General features: G+C 60.6%; 17 protein-coding genes. 8 read left to right on the top strand and 9 right to left on the bottom strand.

The window, feature by feature from the left end; genetic code table 11:
- Position 1 precedes the first annotated feature (1 nt).
- The 8 genes from ccmC (at position 2) to EIC84_RS02520 (ending at position 7,170) form a co-directional block, all read left to right on the top strand.
- A complete protein-coding gene (gene ccmC, locus EIC84_RS02555) occupies positions 2–763 on the top strand; it encodes a heme ABC transporter permease CcmC (protein WP_192810466.1) in 762 nt (253 codons plus the stop codon).
- Positions 763–906 carry a heme exporter protein CcmD gene (gene ccmD, locus EIC84_RS02550; RefSeq protein ID WP_003070166.1) on the top strand — a complete coding sequence of 48 codons (144 nt, stop codon included), beginning with the start codon at positions 763–765 and terminating at the stop codon, positions 904–906. The genes ccmC and ccmD overlap by 1 nt, the downstream gene beginning before the upstream one ends.
- Complete coding sequence (gene ccmE / locus EIC84_RS02545) at positions 903–1,415, top strand: cytochrome c maturation protein CcmE (protein WP_003070168.1); 513 nt, start codon at positions 903–905, stop codon at positions 1,413–1,415. The genes ccmD and ccmE overlap by 4 nt, the downstream gene beginning before the upstream one ends.
- Positions 1,412–3,418 carry a heme lyase CcmF/NrfE family subunit gene (locus EIC84_RS02540; protein WP_003070170.1) on the top strand — a complete coding sequence of 669 codons (2,007 nt, stop codon included), beginning with the start codon at positions 1,412–1,414 and terminating at the stop codon, positions 3,416–3,418. The genes ccmE and EIC84_RS02540 overlap by 4 nt, the downstream gene beginning before the upstream one ends.
- Positions 3,418–3,936, top strand: a complete 519-nt coding sequence (locus EIC84_RS02535) for a DsbE family thiol:disulfide interchange protein (RefSeq protein WP_003070171.1) — start codon at positions 3,418–3,420, stop codon at positions 3,934–3,936. The genes EIC84_RS02540 and EIC84_RS02535 overlap by 1 nt, the downstream gene beginning before the upstream one ends.
- Positions 3,933–4,415 (top strand): cytochrome c-type biogenesis protein, encoded by a 483-nt coding sequence (locus EIC84_RS02530; protein ID WP_003070173.1) that lies wholly within the window; start codon positions 3,933–3,935, stop codon positions 4,413–4,415. The genes EIC84_RS02535 and EIC84_RS02530 overlap by 4 nt, the downstream gene beginning before the upstream one ends.
- Entirely contained in the window at positions 4,412–5,683 is a 1,272-nt protein-coding gene (gene ccmI, locus EIC84_RS02525) for a c-type cytochrome biogenesis protein CcmI (protein ID WP_003070175.1), read from the top strand. Before EIC84_RS02530 ends, ccmI begins: the two co-directional genes overlap by 4 nt.
- A 410-nt stretch (positions 5,684–6,093) precedes the next feature.
- Positions 6,094–7,170, top strand: coding sequence for a tyrosine-type recombinase/integrase (locus tag EIC84_RS02520; protein WP_003070177.1), 1,077 nt, complete (start codon positions 6,094–6,096; stop codon positions 7,168–7,170).
- A 460-nt stretch (positions 7,171–7,630) separates the two neighbouring features.
- Here EIC84_RS02520 and EIC84_RS02515 read toward each other — a convergent pair whose 3' ends face one another.
- The 9 genes from EIC84_RS02515 to EIC84_RS02475 form a co-directional block, all read right to left on the bottom strand.
- Complete coding sequence (locus tag EIC84_RS02515) at positions 7,631–8,854, bottom strand: CaiB/BaiF CoA-transferase family protein (protein WP_003070178.1); 1,224 nt, start codon at positions 8,852–8,854, stop codon at positions 7,631–7,633.
- Positions 8,855–9,044: 190 nt separating this feature from the next.
- Positions 9,045–9,869, bottom strand: a complete 825-nt coding sequence (locus EIC84_RS02510; RefSeq protein WP_003070180.1) for an SDR family NAD(P)-dependent oxidoreductase — start codon at positions 9,867–9,869, stop codon at positions 9,045–9,047.
- Between the two features lie 26 nt (positions 9,870–9,895).
- Positions 9,896–10,309: a MaoC/PaaZ C-terminal domain-containing protein gene (locus EIC84_RS02505; protein WP_003070181.1), complete on the bottom strand. Its 414-nt coding sequence runs from the start codon at positions 10,307–10,309 to the stop codon at positions 9,896–9,898.
- Positions 10,310–10,322: 13 nt separating this feature from the next.
- A complete protein-coding gene (locus EIC84_RS02500; protein WP_003070183.1) occupies positions 10,323–10,763 on the bottom strand; it encodes a MaoC family dehydratase N-terminal domain-containing protein in 441 nt (146 codons plus the stop codon).
- A complete protein-coding gene (locus EIC84_RS02495; RefSeq protein WP_003070185.1) occupies positions 10,763–11,953 on the bottom strand; it encodes a lipid-transfer protein in 1,191 nt (396 codons plus the stop codon). Before EIC84_RS02495 ends, EIC84_RS02500 begins: the two co-directional genes overlap by 1 nt.
- A 42-nt stretch (positions 11,954–11,995) precedes the next feature.
- Complete coding sequence (locus EIC84_RS02490; RefSeq protein WP_003070187.1) at positions 11,996–13,126, bottom strand: acyl-CoA dehydrogenase family protein; 1,131 nt, start codon at positions 13,124–13,126, stop codon at positions 11,996–11,998.
- A 14-nt stretch (positions 13,127–13,140) separates the two neighbouring features.
- Positions 13,141–14,331, bottom strand: coding sequence for an acyl-CoA dehydrogenase family protein (locus tag EIC84_RS02485; RefSeq protein ID WP_003070188.1), 1,191 nt, complete (start codon positions 14,329–14,331; stop codon positions 13,141–13,143).
- Positions 14,332–14,838: 507 nt separating this feature from the next.
- Entirely contained in the window at positions 14,839–15,612 is a 774-nt protein-coding gene (locus tag EIC84_RS02480) for a 3-hydroxyacyl-CoA dehydrogenase (protein WP_003070191.1), read from the bottom strand.
- Entirely contained in the window at positions 15,612–16,793 is a 1,182-nt protein-coding gene (locus tag EIC84_RS02475; protein WP_003070193.1) for an acetyl-CoA C-acyltransferase, read from the bottom strand. Before EIC84_RS02475 ends, EIC84_RS02480 begins: the two co-directional genes overlap by 1 nt.
- Between the last annotated feature and the right edge of the window lie 33 nt (positions 16,794–16,826).

The following is a 16,826-nucleotide window of genomic DNA, read 5'->3' as shown; positions in this document are numbered from 1 at the left end:
TATGAATTCCCTTACTTCCAATGCATCACCGACGCCTGCAGCAGGGTCCAGCGGCCGCAAATGGCGCCAACTGACCTCACCTCCGATTTTTTACCACTGGGCGGGTCGAGTCTGGCCCTGGATGGCCGTGCTGGCTGCCGTGCTGGCCGCCGCGGGTCTATGGGTCGGATTTGGTCTGGCACCTACGGATCATCAGCAAGGCGAGGTCTACCGCATCATCTTTTTGCATGTGCCGGCAGCCTGGATGTCCATGTTCATCTATCTGGTGGCTGCGGTTCATGCCGCCCTGGGGTTGATTTACGGCACCCGCCTTTCGCCCCTGCTGGCAAGGGCCCTGGCACCTACGGGTGCGTTGTTCACGGCCATCGCCTTGTGGACCGGGGCTGCCTGGGGCAAGCCGACCTGGGGAGCCTGGTGGGTGTGGGATGCCCGACTGACTTCGGAGCTGATCCTGCTGTTCCTGTATCTGGGCTATATGGCCATGGTCTCGGCCATAGAGGATTCGCGTCGGGCCGACGGTGCCGGCGCCATCGTGCTGCTGGCTGGCGTGGTCAATGTTCCCATCATCTATTTCTCGGTGCAGTGGTGGAGCACCTTGCATCAGGGCGCAAGCATTCGCATGGATGCGGCTCCCAGCATGACGCACACCATGCTGGCCGGCATGCTTCTGATGACGCTGGCCTGCTGGGCCTATACGCTGGCCGTCGCCCTGGTGCGGGCACGTTGCCTGATTCTGGAGCGAGCCCGCGAGGAGAGTATGTAATGCAGGATCATGCTTTTTTCATTGCTCTGGCCTACGGTGTGAGCGCGATGGCGCTGTGTATCGAGCTGGTCAGCATTTATGTGCGCAGCCGTCGACTGAAGGCTGAAGCCTCATCCGGACTCGCAACCTGGGAGAACCCATGAAGCCGCGCCAGCGTCGCCTGCTGTGGGTGTTGGCAGGACTTGCGCTGGTGGCCGTGGCCGTCACGCTGGTGCTGCGAGCACTCAACTCCAATGTGATGTTCTTCTACAGCCCCAGCCAGGTTCACGCGGGCGAGGTTCCGCATGGTGCAGCCTTTCGCCTGGGGGGCCTGGTGGAGCAAGGCTCGCTGCAGCGCAGCGGCGACGGAATGCTGCTGCGCTTTGCCGTAACCGATGAAGTGCGCAGTGTGCCTGTGCAGTATCGAGGCTTGCTGCCCGACCTGTTCCGCGAGGGCAAAGGTGTGGTGGTATCGGGCCGTATGCAGGCGGACGGAGCCTTCCAGGCCTCCGAGGTGCTTGCCAAGCACGACGAGAACTATATGCCACCCGAAGCGGCCCATGCCTTGAAAAACGCCGCCGGAAAGCCAGCAGAAAAATCTGCCGGGGATGACACTGTCAAGGAAACCGGCCAGGACAGTGCCCATACCGCTACCAAGGGAGGCCGTACATGATCGCTGAACTCGGTGTGTTCGCTCTGGTACTGGCCCTGGTCACGGCAGTCCTGCTGGCGGTGCTGCCACTGGCCGGAGCCCACTGGGGACTGGCGAGTTGGGTAAAGCTGGCCCGGCCTGCGGCCTTGCTGCTATGTGTACTGTGCGTGCTGTCCTCGGCCAGCCTGTTCTGGTGCTTCTGGCGCGAAGACTTCTCGGTGCTGTATGTGGCGGCAAACTCGCATAGCGACCTGCCCATGGCCTACAAGCTGGCAGCTTTCTGGGGTGGGCATGAAGGCTCCATGCTGCTGTGGCAGCTCATGCTCTCGGGCTGGACCCTGGCGGTGGCCTGGCGCAGCCGAGACCTGCCGCCGGCCTTCGTGGCGCGCGTGCTCGCCGTGCTGGGCTGGATCAGTGTGGGCCTGCTGCTGTTCCTGCTGTTTCTCTCCAACCCGTTTGCGCGCCTGATCCCCGCAGCGGCCGAAGGCAAGGACCTCAATCCCTTGCTGCAAGACCCCGGCATGGTGCTGCATCCGCCGCTGCTGTACATGGGCTATGTGGGCTTTGCCGTGCCTTTTGCGTTCGCGCTGGCGGCACTGATCTCGGGCGAGTTGGGGGCTGCCTGGGCGCGCTGGTCGCGATCCTGGACGCTGGCGGCCTGGGGCTTTCTGACGCTGGGCATTCTGCTGGGCAGCGCCTGGGCTTACTACGTGCTGGGCTGGGGAGGCTGGTGGTTCTGGGATCCAGTGGAAAACGCCTCTTTCATGCCCTGGCTGGTGGGAACGGCCCTGCTGCATTCGCTGATCGTGACCGACCAGCGCGGAGCCTTCCGCAGCTGGTCCGCCCTGCTGGCCATCTGCGCCTTTTCACTGAGCCTGCTGGGTACCTTTCTCGTGCGCTCAGGCGTACTTACCTCGGTTCATGCCTTTGCCGTGGACCCAGGGCGGGGGCTCTTCATCCTGTGCTTCATCGTGGCCGTTGTGGGTGCCTCTTTGTGGCTGTTCGCCTGGCGCGCACCGGAGCTGGGCCGCGGCTCCGGGGAATTTGCCATGCTCTCGCGCGAAACCTTTTTGCTGATCAACAACGTGCTCTTCACAGCCGCCGCGCTGGCGGTACTCATAGGCACGCTGTACCCGCTGGCGCTCGATGTGCTGAGCGGCGAGAAGATCTCCGTGGGACCGCCGTACTTCCAGGCCGTCTTTTTGCCCTTGGTACTGCCGGCACTGGCACTGATGGGCGTGGGCACAGTGGCGCGCTGGAAGAGCAGCCTGGTTGGCGAGCTGTGGCGGCGCCTTCGCGTAGCCCTTGTGCTGAGCCTTGTCTGCGCGGCAGTGCTGGCACTGGCAGGCGGCTGGATGGGTGTGCGCCTTTCCCCGGCCACCTTGCTAGGCCTGGCCCTGGGCCTGTGGTGCCTGCTCAGCACACTGGCACATATCTGGCAGCGTCTGGGACAAGGCCTGGAAATCGGCCATCTGGGTCAGCGCCTGTCGCGCCAGCCCTGGGGCTGGTGGGGCATGCTGATGGCCCATGCCGGTGCCGGCGTGTTCGTGCTGGCGGTAAGCCTGGCCGACGGGCTGGAGAGCCGGCACGAAACCACGCTGGCACAGGGTGAGACTGCCGAGGTGGGTGGCTACCGCTTCCGCTTCGACAGCCTTGGCCCGGCCACCGGCCCCAACTATGACGCGCAGCGTGCCCAATTCACCGTCAGCCGAGCGGGGCGGGATAGCTGGAGCATGTTTCCCGAGAAACGAGTTTATCGGGCTCAAGGCATGGCGCTAAGCCAGGCCGCCATTGACAGCGGCTGGACGCGCGACGTTTTCGTGGCCCTGGGCGATCCACTGGACGATCAAGGCCTGCGCTGGACCGTGCGCCTGCAGGTCAAGCCTTTCATGGACTGGGTCTGGATAAGCACACTGATGATGGCGCTGGGCGCGGGCCTGAGCCTTATGGACCGGCGCTTTCGTACGGCCAAGCAGCGAGCGCACCGCCAGTCCGGCGCTCCGGCCCTGCAGGGAGCTGCCTGATGCGCTTTGTCCTGCCTCTGGCAATATTTTTAGGCTTGGCCATCATGCTCGGGCTTGGCCTGCAGCGTGACCCACGGGCCCTTCCTTCAGCACTTTTGGAACAGCCCGCACCGGCCATAGACCGCCCTCTGCTCGAAGACCCGCAGCAGGTCTTGCATCTGCAGGACCTGCGAGGCCGGGCATGGTTGCTCAATGTCTGGGCCTCATGGTGCGCACCCTGCCGACAGGAGCTCCCCGTATTGGCCGAACTCTCGAAGCGCGACGCGGTCGCCGTCTACGGCCTGAACTACAAGGACCAGCCAGACAAGGCCCGCGCGCTGCTGCGAGTGGCGGGCAACCCCTACCGCGCCTCGGCTATGGACGGCGATGGCCGCGTGGGCATGGACTTCGGCATCCAGGGAGTGCCGGAAACCTTTGTCATTGACGGCCAGGGCCGCGTGCGCTATCGCCATGTAGGCCCGGTAACCGCAGAGATATGGCGCGATCGGCTGCTGCCGGTCATCAGGAGTCTCCAATGAAACCGCGAAGCACCGGCGCAGCCTGCACAGTGGCCCTGCTGGCCTGCATGGCAATGCTGGCCCAGGCCGGGCAGATAGTGCAGACCGCTCAAGACCAGGAACTGCTGGATCGTGAAATGACGCTGGCAGCTCAGCTGCGCTGTGTCGTCTGCCAGAACCAGACCGTGGCCGAATCGCGCGCGCCCATGGCCGAGGACATGCGCCGGGAAATCCGCCATCAGCTCAAGCAGGGGCAAAGCAACGACCAGGTGATCGCCTTCTTCGAGCAGCGCTACGGTGCTTTTGTGCGCTACAACCCGCCCTGGAAGCCGTCGACCTGGCTGCTGTGGAGCGGCCCCTTCCTGGCCGCGCTGGGAGGCTTTGTGCTGTTGCGCAGAACACTGCGCCGCAGGCTCGTGCCGGATGTCCCGCTGACCCCTGAGCAGCGTGATCGTGCGCGCCAGTGGCTGGACTCGGCCGCAAAGAAGGAGAGCTCATGACTGCGATGCACTGGTTGTGGCTGGGTGCCATCGCCCTGATGCTGCTGAGCCTGGCGGTACTGCTGCCGCCTTTGCTGGCCGAGGTCCCATTGCCCGCCAGCGATCCTGATGAAGCGCTGCGCCGCCTCTACCAGGCCCAGTTGGCCGAGTTGAAGCTGGAGCGCTCAGGCGGGCGCCTGAGCGAGACCGACCATGCTCAAGCGGTCGAAGAACTTCAGCGGCGTCTGCTCAACGAACTGGACAGACCCCGAGCATCGGTTGCCTGGCGCCAAAGTCCATGGCTGCGCCGTGGCAGCGCGCTGTTGTTGGCGGTGCTGCTCCCTGTCGCCGCGTTCGCTTTGTACCTGCAGGTGGGTGACCCAAAGGCTGCAGCGCAACTGGCGCAGGAGCAGCCAGGCGCGCACGGAGACGGCGTGGGGGATGCTCAGGTGCAAGCCATGGTGGACGGGCTGGCCCGGCGCCTTGAGGAGCAACCCCAGAACCTGCCTGGCTGGGTGATGCTGGCCCGCTCCTATGAAACTCTGGAGCGATTTGACGCTGCGGCCCAGGCATACCAGCGGGCTTTGCAGGAGGCGCGGCGTAGCGCGATGGATGAGGAAGTCCAGGCGAGGTTATGGGCCGATCTGGCCGACGCGCTGGCATCGGCCCAGGGCGGTAGCCTGGATGGCGAAGCCGGCGAGGCCATAAAGCAGGCACTGATGTTGCAGCCCGATCAACCCAAGGCCCTGGCACTTGCAGGGAGTGCCGCCGCGCGCCACGGCAAGCTGGATGAGGCACAAAAGAACTGGCAAGCCCTGCTGCGCCAGTTGGAACCAGGATCGGACATAGCACTGCGAGTGCAAGATGATTTGCTCAAGCTAGAGGCTTTGGCATCCGAAGGCAGTTCGGCTAGCACTGCCAGGACTGCGGCCGCATCCAAAAGCCGCCTGAGCGGAGAATTGCGATGGGCAGCCTCCAAGACCAATCCATCTGAACCAGCCCGGTTGGCCAAGGCTCAGGTCTTTGTCGTGGCTCGCGCCGACGGTCACCCCCGACCTGTGGCAGTGCTGCGCCTTCCTGCGACCTCCCTGCCGGCATATTTCACGCTGGGACCGGAGAACCTGCTCGATCCTGCAGTTTCGCTGTCGTCATACCCAGAACTACGTTTGCAGGCGCGGCTGTCGCTGGACGGCCAAGCCATGCCACAAGCTGGAGATATCTACAGTCAGTCGTTCTCGGTGACTCCCGGCTCCTCGAACCTGCTGCTGGAATTGAATCCGGCTTTCTAGCAAGTGTGTCTGGACTGCAGCCAGTTAGGCAGACAACGTGCGTTATTAGCACCTCCGGGAAGGCATTGCACCGTCATGTGCTGTGACAGCGAATCGGAAGACGGAGTCAAGAGCAGCTATGTTGCGAGGGGTAGGCTCAATCCTGCACCACTACTCCGCTCTGGACTGTGATCGGGATGTGTGATCTGAAAACTGGCAGAAATCAATCGACAGCTGCGAAAAAATGTCTGTTTGAATGCCGTTTTTCGCTAACGGCGTCATACAGACAAAACAGAAATGTCCGCTTTTCAGGCGGTATTTCTTGCTGCAAACTCTGGTTTCGTCTGCACGTTTGGTAGGCACGATTGGACTCGAACCAACGCCCCCACCATGTCGAGGCAGATTTTTTATAGATCGTATGAAAAATTAGATTGATATTTCATTCGTATCACGACAGTGATGGCACATGGACTGCCCGCTCACGAGACCCCATCACCGAGAAGCAGCATCGCCAGACACTGGGGGACTTTTCTGAGTTCTCTCCTAGCGAACGCTTTGACCTCGCCAAAAAAGCTGCGGAAGAATGGTTTGCTCACATAGGAAAAGGCGGCGCGATAGGAACCTACACCGTTGCCAGTGCCTGTGATGCATATGTGGACCACCTCATCAGTCGAGGCAAGGAATCTTCTGCTGCAGATGCCAAGACACGTTTTGCAAGCTATGTCTTGGACGACCCGCAATTTTCCAATGTAGAGCTCACCAAATTAACACCGGCGCACCTTGAAGCATGGCGCCGCCGCCTTCGCGACCGGCCTGTCACCAGCGGAAAAAACAAGGGGCAAAAACGCAGCGACAGCACCCTGAACCGAGATATGACGCCGTTGAGGGCCGCCCTCAATCATGCATATGGGGATGGCCACGTTACCTCGGACTTTGCATGGAAGAAGAAGCTGCTGCCGGTTGAGAATGCGGACACTCAACGCAAGCTCTATCTGGATATCGCTCAACGGCGGCGTCTCATTGAGCATGCTCCTGCGGATCTTTCCAATTTCCTGAAAGGGCTTTCGCTGCTGCCTTTACGCCCGGGCACTTTGGCAAAAATTTGCGTCTGTGACTTCAGCGCAAGGCTCAGAACGCTTTCCTTGCCCATGGACAAGGGCCAAGAAAGGCGACAAATACAACTGTCAAAACAGGCTTTTGAACTCTGCCTGGAACAAGCCCAAAATGCCGAGCCCAGCGCACCGCTGTTTCGTCAGCAAACACAAGCAGCTTGGCATAAAGACGCATGGAAAGATCGCATCAAACTTGCGGCCTCCCAGGCCGGTTTGCCAAAAGAAACGGTTACCTATACTTTGCGCCACTCGACCATCACGGACCTTGTTCATCAGGGCGTTGATCTTCTGACCGTTGCTCAAATATCGGGCACCTCGGTCAAGATGATCGAGAAGCACTATGGACATTTGCGCAATGAGGTGAGCAGCCAAGCGCTGGAAAAGCTGAGTCTCTGAATCGCAGAGGTTCAGACGTGATCTGACAGAAAGTTCTGCCAACAGGTGAAACGCCCCGTTTTGGTAAGGGAACGGATCCTTATCAATCCGGGCGCGCAAGAGCCTAGCGAAGAAACTCCCTGACCAGTCTGCTGCTTGTGACCAGCTGCGTTCGACCAGCAACTGCCCATCATAAGTGCTGCATGTGAGACCGCTTCAGGCTGGCTGCCGTCATCCCGTTTGGGTGGGTAATCCCCCCGTCAACTAGCACAACGGTAAATTGAGAGTGCTCTGGAGTGTGAGATATGAGCGCTTGGGCTTTTTCGTCCCTAGTAGGGACAGTAAGGCGGACATTCCGTGAAATCACTGAAAATGCCTTTTCGTCGTTCGCGGATTACGCAATCGCCATGGCCAAATCAGCCACGCGACGAAGCGGCCTTCGCCCAGTGACTAAAAAATCCCAAGAGCCATAGCAGATGAATTATCCAAGCACACCTTCTCTTTGGAGAATCTCGAGCTGCTCGGAACTGATGTCCAACATCTCGCTCAGAACGCTGCAGGTGGCCTCCCCAAGACGAGGCGGAGCGCTGCGCACAGGCAGGCGGTCGCCGTCGAAGCGATACGGAGGCGCCATTACATCCATCTGACCTCCCATTGAATGGGAATGCTGCGTCACAAGACCGCTGCGTTTGACCCGCGGGGAGGTAAGTGCATCGTGCAATCCGAGGACCTCACCGCAGGGAATACCCACGGCACTCATGCGCTCCAGTAACTGCGCCCGCGGACGATTGCTAATCTCACGTCGAAGCTCTGGCACCAGAGTGTCACGATTTTCCGTACGCTTCACATTAGTGTTGTATCGCTCATCCACCAGGATGTCGGGGCGATCAATCACGTCGGTGCAGAACCGAGCAAATTGCGCACTGTTTCCCACCGCAATGATCAAAGGGCCCCCTTGCGCCTCGAATACCCCATAAGGGACGATGGAGGGATGTTGGTTGCCAAACCGGGTGGGATCCTTTTTGAGCAGAAGCGCATCCAGACCGAAGTAGACATTGATCATCAAGCCACAATCGAACAACGCCATCTCGAGATGCCGCCCTCGCCCTGTATGTGTCCGCTCATACAGCGCCGCAAGCACCGCCTGAGCCGAGTACATCCCCGTCATGATGTCCACGATAGCCACGCCGAACTTCAATGGTTCCTGTGTTGCCTCGCCGTTGATCGACATCAGTCCAGCTTCACCTTGAACGACCAGGTCATAACCGGGGCGCTCGCGCTCGGGGCCGTGCCGGTCATACCCCGATATCGAACAGTAGATGATGTCGGGCTTCACAGCTTTGATCTGCTCATAGCCAAGGCCCATCTTCTCAACGCCGCCAAACTTGAAGTTCTGCAGTACCACATCGCACTGAGAAGCAAGCTGGCGCACCAGCTCCTGCCCTTTCTCGGTCTGCAAGTCAATGGTGACGGAACGTTTGTTGCGATTGGCGGAATTGAAGTAGGTGGTCTCTGTTGCACCGACGCGCAGACCCCAGTCCCGGGTATCGTCGCCCCGCTTGGGGTGCTCCACCTTGATAACCTCGGCGCCGAGGTCGCCCAGTACCATTCCGCACATAGGTCCCGCCAGAACTCTGGTCAGATCCAACACTCGCACTCTGGACAAGGGCAACTTTCCCGAACCCAGTTTCGTAGCCTCAGTCATCTCACTCTCCTGTCAACGCTTGCCCCAGGTAGATAGGAGGCAGCGCCTTTGATGGCACCAAGTGCGCACAGGCCTGTGGGAGTCCTCTGCGCACTTGTATCCGCACTCCGATCTCATCAGGCTTCGCTTTACCGCTCTTTGAAAGCTGAATCAGATTTGATCTCATGCCCAACCCCACTCGAGAAGGGCTCTATTGAATGTTTCCAGCCACGGTGAGCATCTGACCGGTCACGTAGTTCGCTTCGGGCGTGCACAACAGATAAACGGCGCCCGCTGCCTCCTCGGGCGTACCGCCTCGTCCAAGCGGGTTGCGCTGCGCATGATTCTTGATGGCATCGGGATTCATGCCCACTCGGATCTCACGCCCTTCGATGTTGACCGTAGCTCCCGCATTGGCGTCCACCGCGGTCATTCGGGTCTGGATCAGGCCAAACGCCACGCAGTTCACGTTGACCTTCAGTCGCCCCCACTCACGTGCCAGCACTCTTGTCATGCCGATCACGCCCGATTTCGCCGCAGCGTAGTTGACCTGGCCGACATTGCCGTTCAAGGCAGACACCGACGAGATGTTGACAACCTTGCGGTGCACCTCGATTCCCTGCGCCGCTTCGGCCTGCGCCAGCTCCTTGATGACCGGATACGCGGCACGCAGGATTCGAAACGGCGCCGTCAGGTGGCAGTCCAGAATGGCCTCCCATTGCTCATCGCTCATTTTCTGGATCACGTCGTCCCAGGTATAGCCGGCGTTATTGACGATGATGTCCAGCCCACCAAAAGTATCCACGGCGGTCTTGACATACCGAGGTGCAAATTCGGGATCGGTGACGCTGCCAACACAGGCTACGGCGTCGCTGCCCAGCTCGCGCACTGCCTGCACCACTTCGTTGGCAGGCTCCGCATCGAGGTCATTAACGACGATGCGTGCTCCTTCGCTGGCAAGCTTGAGGGCAATTGCGCGGCCGATGCCTCGTCCCGAGCCGGTAACCAGGGCAATCTTGCCTTCGAGTTTTTTCATGGAATTGTCTCCGTCGATTAAAGGAATTAGAGAGCGACTACCGCTTCACCGGCGAGCTTGATCTCGCCTTTCTGGTCGGTGGCCTGGAGTTGAAGACGAACGCGCTCCTCAGTATCCGCATGGAAGCGCTCCTGCACGGTGGCCGTACAGGTGAGCCGGTCACCCACGCGGGTCACCCCCACAAAGCGCACACCGAACTGGCGCAAACGACCAGGCGGGACATGACCGGTGAGCATCCGGGCGAGCGATGCCATGGACAGCATTCCGTGAGCGATCACGTCCGGCAGGCCTGCATCGCGTGCGTAGTCGATGTCAATATGGATGGGGTTGTGGTCGTTGGATGCGCCGGCAAACAGCGCCAGCATCGTCCGCGTGATCGGCGCACAGTCCAAGGGGGTCAGCGATTCGCCCACCTGGGCATGCGCCAAGGAAGTGGTCATAGTCATGGATATCTCAGGTGCTGCGGTGGACGATGGTGCTGCGCAGGTCAGCGACATGCTCGCCAGCCAGGTTGCTGACGCGCGTCTCCTTCACCACGAACTCGAGCGCGCCCCCCTTTTTGTCGTAGATGTCGGCAATCCGGGTTTCGAACAGCAGCGTCTCTCCGGCATAGGCCGTGCGGTGGTACGTAAATGACTGCTCACCATGCAAGATGCGCGCCGGGTCGATGCCCAGTCGCTCTCGCCACTGGGTGTTCGGCTGCAGCAACTCCAGAGAGAACAGGAACGTGGGCGGTAACGGCAAGGATGGGTGCCCCGCCGCCCGCGCTACCGACTCGTCGAAGTACAAAGGGTCTGTCTCACCCACCACTTTGGCAAACAGCCGTAGCTGCGAAACATCTGCACACGCCTGGAATGCCGGTAGGCGCAATCCGATCTGCTCGCGCTTCAGCATCAGCCAGCCTTCTGGTAGAGCGTCACCACACAGGCGCCGCCCAGACCAATGTTGTGTGCCAACGCATTCCGTGCGCCCTGCACTTGGCGATCCTCGGCCGTGCCGCGCAGTTGATGGGTCAGTTCATAGCACTGCGCCAGCCCGGTCGCGCCGAGCGGATGGCCCTTGGACAGCAAGCCACCCGAGGGATTCACGACCCAGCGACCTCCATAGGTGTTATCGCCATCGTCAACGAGCTTGGCTCCCTCGCCCTCGCCGCACAGGCCCAGTGCCTCGTACGTGAGCAGTTCGTTCTGCGCAAAGCAATCATGAAGCTCAATGACATGGATGTCCTCTGGGCCGATGCCGGCCTGCTCGTACACGCTCGTGGCTGCAGCGCGTGCCATGTCGAACCCCACCAGCCGGATCATGTCGCGCGCCTCGTAGGTGCTGGGCGTGTCGGTAGTCAACGCCTGGGCGGCAATCCGCACATCCATGCGCAGGCCATGGCGGCGCGCAAAGTCCTCAGACACGATCAGGGCCGCTGCAGCACCCGAGGTGGGTGGGCAGGCCATCGGCCGAGTCATCACACCTTCCCAGACGAAAGGCGCGCTCAGCACCTCTTCCGCGGTCATCTCCTTGCGGAACACCGCCAGCGGATTGCGCGCTGCATGGCGGCTCGCCTTGGCCCGGATCTTGGCGAAGGTCGAGAGCGGCGTGCCATACTTCTGCATGTGTGCTAGACCTGCGCCGCCAAACTGGCGGATCGCGGGACTGGGCATGTCTGCTGGCGGCAACAGCTCCTCAGCCAGCAGATTGGCGCGCTCCATGGCACGCGGGCGGTCTGGAAAGGCGGTCTTCAGCGCTCCCGGACTCATTTCCTCGAAACCAAAGGCCAGAACGCATTCCGCCTCGCCGCTGCGCACAGCCTGACGCGCCAACCACAGGGCACTCGACCCCGTGGAGCAGTTATTGTTGACGTTGACCACCGGAATACCCGTCATGCCGACGCGGTACAGGGCCTTCTGGCCGCAAGTGGAATCGCCGTAGACATAGCCGGCATAGGCCTGCTGTACCTGCTCGAACTTCAGGCCTGCGTCCACCAGCGCCTGCCGTACGGCCTGAGCCGCCATCTCGTCATAGTGAGCGCTGGCCCCTGGCTTGTTGAAGGGGATCATGCCGACTCCGGCGACATAAACATTGGATTTCATGGTGCTTTCCTCGTAGTTAATATGGAGACACGGTCAGACGACTCAGGCCTGAAACACAGCGGAATAACGATCGAGATGGAAACCTGTATCCCCGAGCAGGGGATCGATCATCGTCAGCCGTTTGAAGTAATCGCCAGCCGCCATTTCGTCCGTCATACCCATGCCGCCATGGAGCTGGATCGCCTGCTGACCGACGAAGCGTCCTACGCGCGCGACGATCACTTTCGCAGCCGACAACATGCGTTGGCGTTCGGCACTGTCTGATTCTTCGAGCGCTCGGGCAGCAACGTAGGACATCGATACCGCAAGCTCCTTCTGCACCAGCATCTCGGCCATTCGATGCTGGAGAGCCTGAAATCTTCCCAGCGGAACACCAAACTGTTTGCGCACGCGCAGGTACTCCGCAGTAATCTCGATCAGCCGCTCCATGGCACCCGCGGCTTCCGCACAGATCGCAGCGATGCCCCAATCCAGACCGGACTGCAGCGCCGCCAAGCCATTTCCGGGCTCGCCTACAAGCGCTGAAGCTGGCAAGTGCACATCAGTCAGGACGACGCTTGCCACTCGATGGCCATCCACCGTGGGCAGACTGACCCTATGAAGGCCGTTCGGGGTGTCTGCTGGAACAAGGAACAGGGTAAGCCCCTCGATTCCTGCAAGCCTTGCGCTGACGATCAAGGCATCGGCGGCCATTCCATGCCAAACCAGAGTCTTCGTTCCGTTCAGGACGTAGCCATCGCCCCTTCGCTCGGCGACTGTCTGCACCGATGCGGGATCAAATCGGCTCCCCTGCTCCAGGTAAGCGGGAGCTGCAATGCGCTCGCCTGTCGCCAGCCCAGGAAGCCAGTCAGCCTTTTGTTGCGCACTCCCATGTGCCTGGATGATGGTGGAGGCGATCGCCGCACTCGAGGTAACGGGCTCGCATACCAATCCCCGACCGAGCTCATGCTGCACGACCAGTTGGGAGGCCGCATCGCCACCAAATCCGCCATATTCAGGAAGAATGCTCAAACCCTGAATACCCATATCCGCGAGACTGGCCCAAATGTTCGGATCCACGCCATCGTCAGACTGCAAGATCGCCCGACGTTTCTCAAAGGTATATTCAGTGTCGATAAAGCGTCGAAGGCTATCGGCGAGCATGCGCTGCTCTTCGCTATAGATGAAGTCCATACGTATTCCCTCGATCAAAGTCCCAAGATGGCCTTGGAAATGATGTTCTTCTGCACCTCCGTCGCGCCGCCAAAAATCGTGGTTTTACGCATGTCGAAGTACGTGGAGGTCGCAGGTGCAGCCCATGCAGGGCCACTGACTGGCTGTTCAACCCCATGCAGCCATTCGGTGGCAAAAGGCCAAGAATCAGGTCCGGCAATCTCCATCTGGAGCATTGCCAGCTCCTGCTGCAGCTCCGAGCCGCGGATTTTGATAATGGAGGCCGCTGGTCCGGGAGTACCCGCGGCCTGAGTAGCTACCCGCAGCAGCAGCATTTCCAGAGCCATCACATCCATTTCGATGTGCATGATCTTGTCGCGCACTCGCGGCGTCTCGATCAGTGGGCGACCAACCCCATCGAAGGTCGCCGCCGCATAGCGCTTGAGTTGCGCCAGTTCGCGATGGCATTGGCCGATACCCGCAATGCCGGTACGTTCGTGTCCAAGCAAGTACTTCGCGTATGTCCAAGCACGGTTTTCCTGGCCAACCAGGTTTTCCAGCGGCACTTCGACGTCTTCGAACCAGGTTTCGTTCACGTCATATCCGCCATCCAGGGTCTTAATGGGGCGGACCGTGATACCCGGGGTTTTCATGTCGATCAGCAGGAGCGATATACCCTCCTGCGGTTTAGCTTCAGCATCTGTCCGCACCAAGCAGAAGATCCAGTCCGCCCAGTGAGCCATCGTTGTCCAGGTTTTCTGTCCATTGACGACGTAGCGATCACCCTTTCGCACTGCACGAGTCCTGAGTGAAGCCAAGTCAGACCCCGCCCCAGGCTCCGAAAAGCCTTGGCACCAAAAATCGTCCACAGCAGGTATGCGAGGCAAAAAGCGCTGCTGCTGCGCGAGGCTGCCGTACTTCATCAACACCGGACCGATCATGTTCAGACCAAATGCCAGCAATCGAGGCGCTCCGGCTCGCCCACATTCGATGTCGAAAATGAGGCGCTGCAAGGGATTCCAGCCCGTACCACCGAATTCAGTAGGCCATCCGGGGGCTCCCCAGCCATGCGAACTAAGAATACGATGCCAGCGGACATAGTCTTCCTTGTTCAAGTGTTGGTGCCCCAGCACCTTGGCACTCAGGTCCTTAGGCAACTTGCGCGATAGGAAGTCACGAACCTCCTCGCGAAATGCCTGTTCTTCGCATGTGAAGCGCAGATCCATGGATTTATTTCTTTCGTGTAGATGGCAAACGAGTCGATCAATTCACCTGTGGTAAACATGAAGGCCATGCAAACCATTCGGGTGATAAACAAATTGCTCAGAAAATCGGTCGTGCATCTCAATGAAGCTTTAGTAACCTGCTGCGATGGCAAATCGCTTCATTCACAGGCAGTTGTAAATTCGTGATTCACAACGGCACGTCTCCTGTCAGGTGCAATGCACGTATCTCAACATGTGGGCCTACCAGCAGCAATAGACCGTTTCGCTTGTCGAAATGCCTGCTCTGATACATCTATGTGAACAGGCATTCCATAGGCGCAGGCATATGCTTCAAGCGCAACGAATGCGCCTGTCTCAAATACCTGACACCACTGCCGATTACGAGGTGAGCAATTAGCCGCTGACGCTATTGGCTTGAGACCAATTCCTCAGGCGCTTCTTCTGCGGTGAATGCAATACCGGGCCTATCGGCGACAGAGCTTTCAGGCCCACATTGCTTTGCCGCTATCAGCGCGGCGATAAGCGGATCGCACCATCCAGGCGGATTACCTCACCATTGAGCATGTCGTTCTCGATGATGTGCAGGGCAAGCCGCGCGTAATCCTCTGGCGTCCCCAGACGCGAGGGAAAAGGCACTCCCGCAGCCAGCGCGTCCTGCACCGCCTGCGGCATGCCGAAGACCATGGGCGTGCCGAAGATGCCGGGTGCGATGGTCATGTTGCGGATGCCGCTCCTCGCCAGGTCGCGAGCGATAGGCAGCGTCATGCCGACCACGCCGCCCTTGGAGGCGGAGTACGCAGCCTGGCCGATCTGTCCGTCGTAGGCGGCCACGCTGGCGGTGGAGATCAGAACGCCGCACTCGCCGGTGGGCTCGGGCGCGTTGTTGGCCATGGCGGCCGCGCACAGGCGGATCATGTTGAAGCTGCCCACCAGGTTGACGGTGATGGTCTTGGTGAACAGGTCCAGCGCATGGGCGCCATTCTTGCCCACAGTCTTCTCGGCGGGGGCGATGCCGGCACAGTTCACCAGACCGAACAGCGGGCCCAGCTCCAGCGCCTTGCGCACCACGGCTTCGCCGTCCTCGGCCTTGCTAACGTCGCAGCGCACAAAGGCCGCCTGGCCCGCGGCGCCACCCAGCTCGGCGGCCAGCGCCTCACCCTTGTCGGCCTGCAAATCTGCGATCACCACCTTGGCGCCTTTGGCGCTTAGCATGCGGGCCGTGCCCTCCCCCAGGCCCGACGCACCACCGGTGACGACGAATACTTTGTTCGCGACTTCCATCACAGCACCTCCAGGGCGATGGCCGTGGCTTCGCCACCGCCTATGCACAGCGTGGCCACGCCGCGCTTGGCTCCACGGGCTCGCAGCGCATGAATGAGCGTCACCATGATGCGTGCACCCGAAGCGCCGATCGGATGCCCCAGCGCGCATGCGCCGCCATGCACATTGACGATGCCGTGGTCTATGTTCAACTCCGTCATCAGCGCCATCGGGACCACGGCAAAGGCCTCGTTGATCTCCCACAGATCAACATCAGAGACCTTCCAGCCGGCCTTGGCGAGCAGCTTCTGCGTGGCCCCCAAAGGCGCTGTAGAAAACCATGCAGGTGCCTGCGCGTGGGTTGCATGTGCGACGATGCGTGCCAGAGGCCGGGCGCCCAGGCGAGCGGCGGTGCTTTCGCACATCATCGCCAGGGCCGCCGCCCCATCGTTGATGCTGGAACTGGCGGCTGCGGTAATCGTGCCGTCCTTCTTGAACGCCGGCTTGAGCGTGGGGATCTTGTCGAGTCTGACCTTGCCCGGCCCTTCGTCGATGGCAACCACGGTTTCACCAGCGCGCGTGCTGACAGTAACAGGGGCAATCTCGGCGGCAAAGGCACCGCTTTCGCCCGCCTGCCGAGCGCGCGTCACCGATGCAATGGCGAAAGCGTCCTGCGCCTCACGGGTAAAGCCATACTTGGCAGCGCAGTCCTCACCAAAGGTACCCATGGAGCGGCCCGGCTCGTAGGCATCTTCCAATCCATCGAGCATCATGTGGTCGAAGATCCGGTCATGGCCCATGCGATAGCCCCCGCGCCCCTTGAGCATCAGATAAGGCGCATTGGTCATGCTCTCCATGCCTCCGGCCACCATGACCTCATGGCTGCCGGCCAGCAGCATGTCATGCGCCAGCATTGCCGCCTTCATGCCCGAGCCGCACATCTTGCTGAGCGTGACGGCACCGGCGCTTTGCGGCAGGCCGGCCTTCAGGGCCGCTTGGCGGGCGGGCGCCTGACCTTGCCCTGCCAACAGGCAATTGCCCATCAGCACTTCTCCAACGGCATCGCCGGAAATACCGGCGCGCTCTACCGCCGCACGAATGGCTGCGCCGCCCAGGTCGCTGGCGCTGAGCGATGCAAAATCGCTCTGAAAGCTGCCCATGGGAGTGCGGGCTGCGCCCACTATGACAATAGATTCAGACATGAGGTTCCTTCTCGAAGACAAAGAAATGAGGGT

The organism is Comamonas sp. A23 (assembly GCF_004522605.1).
GTDB classification, from domain to species: Bacteria; Pseudomonadota; Gammaproteobacteria; order Burkholderiales; family Burkholderiaceae_C; genus Comamonas; species Comamonas thiooxydans.
This window is presented reverse-complemented; position numbering and strand designations above follow the sequence as displayed.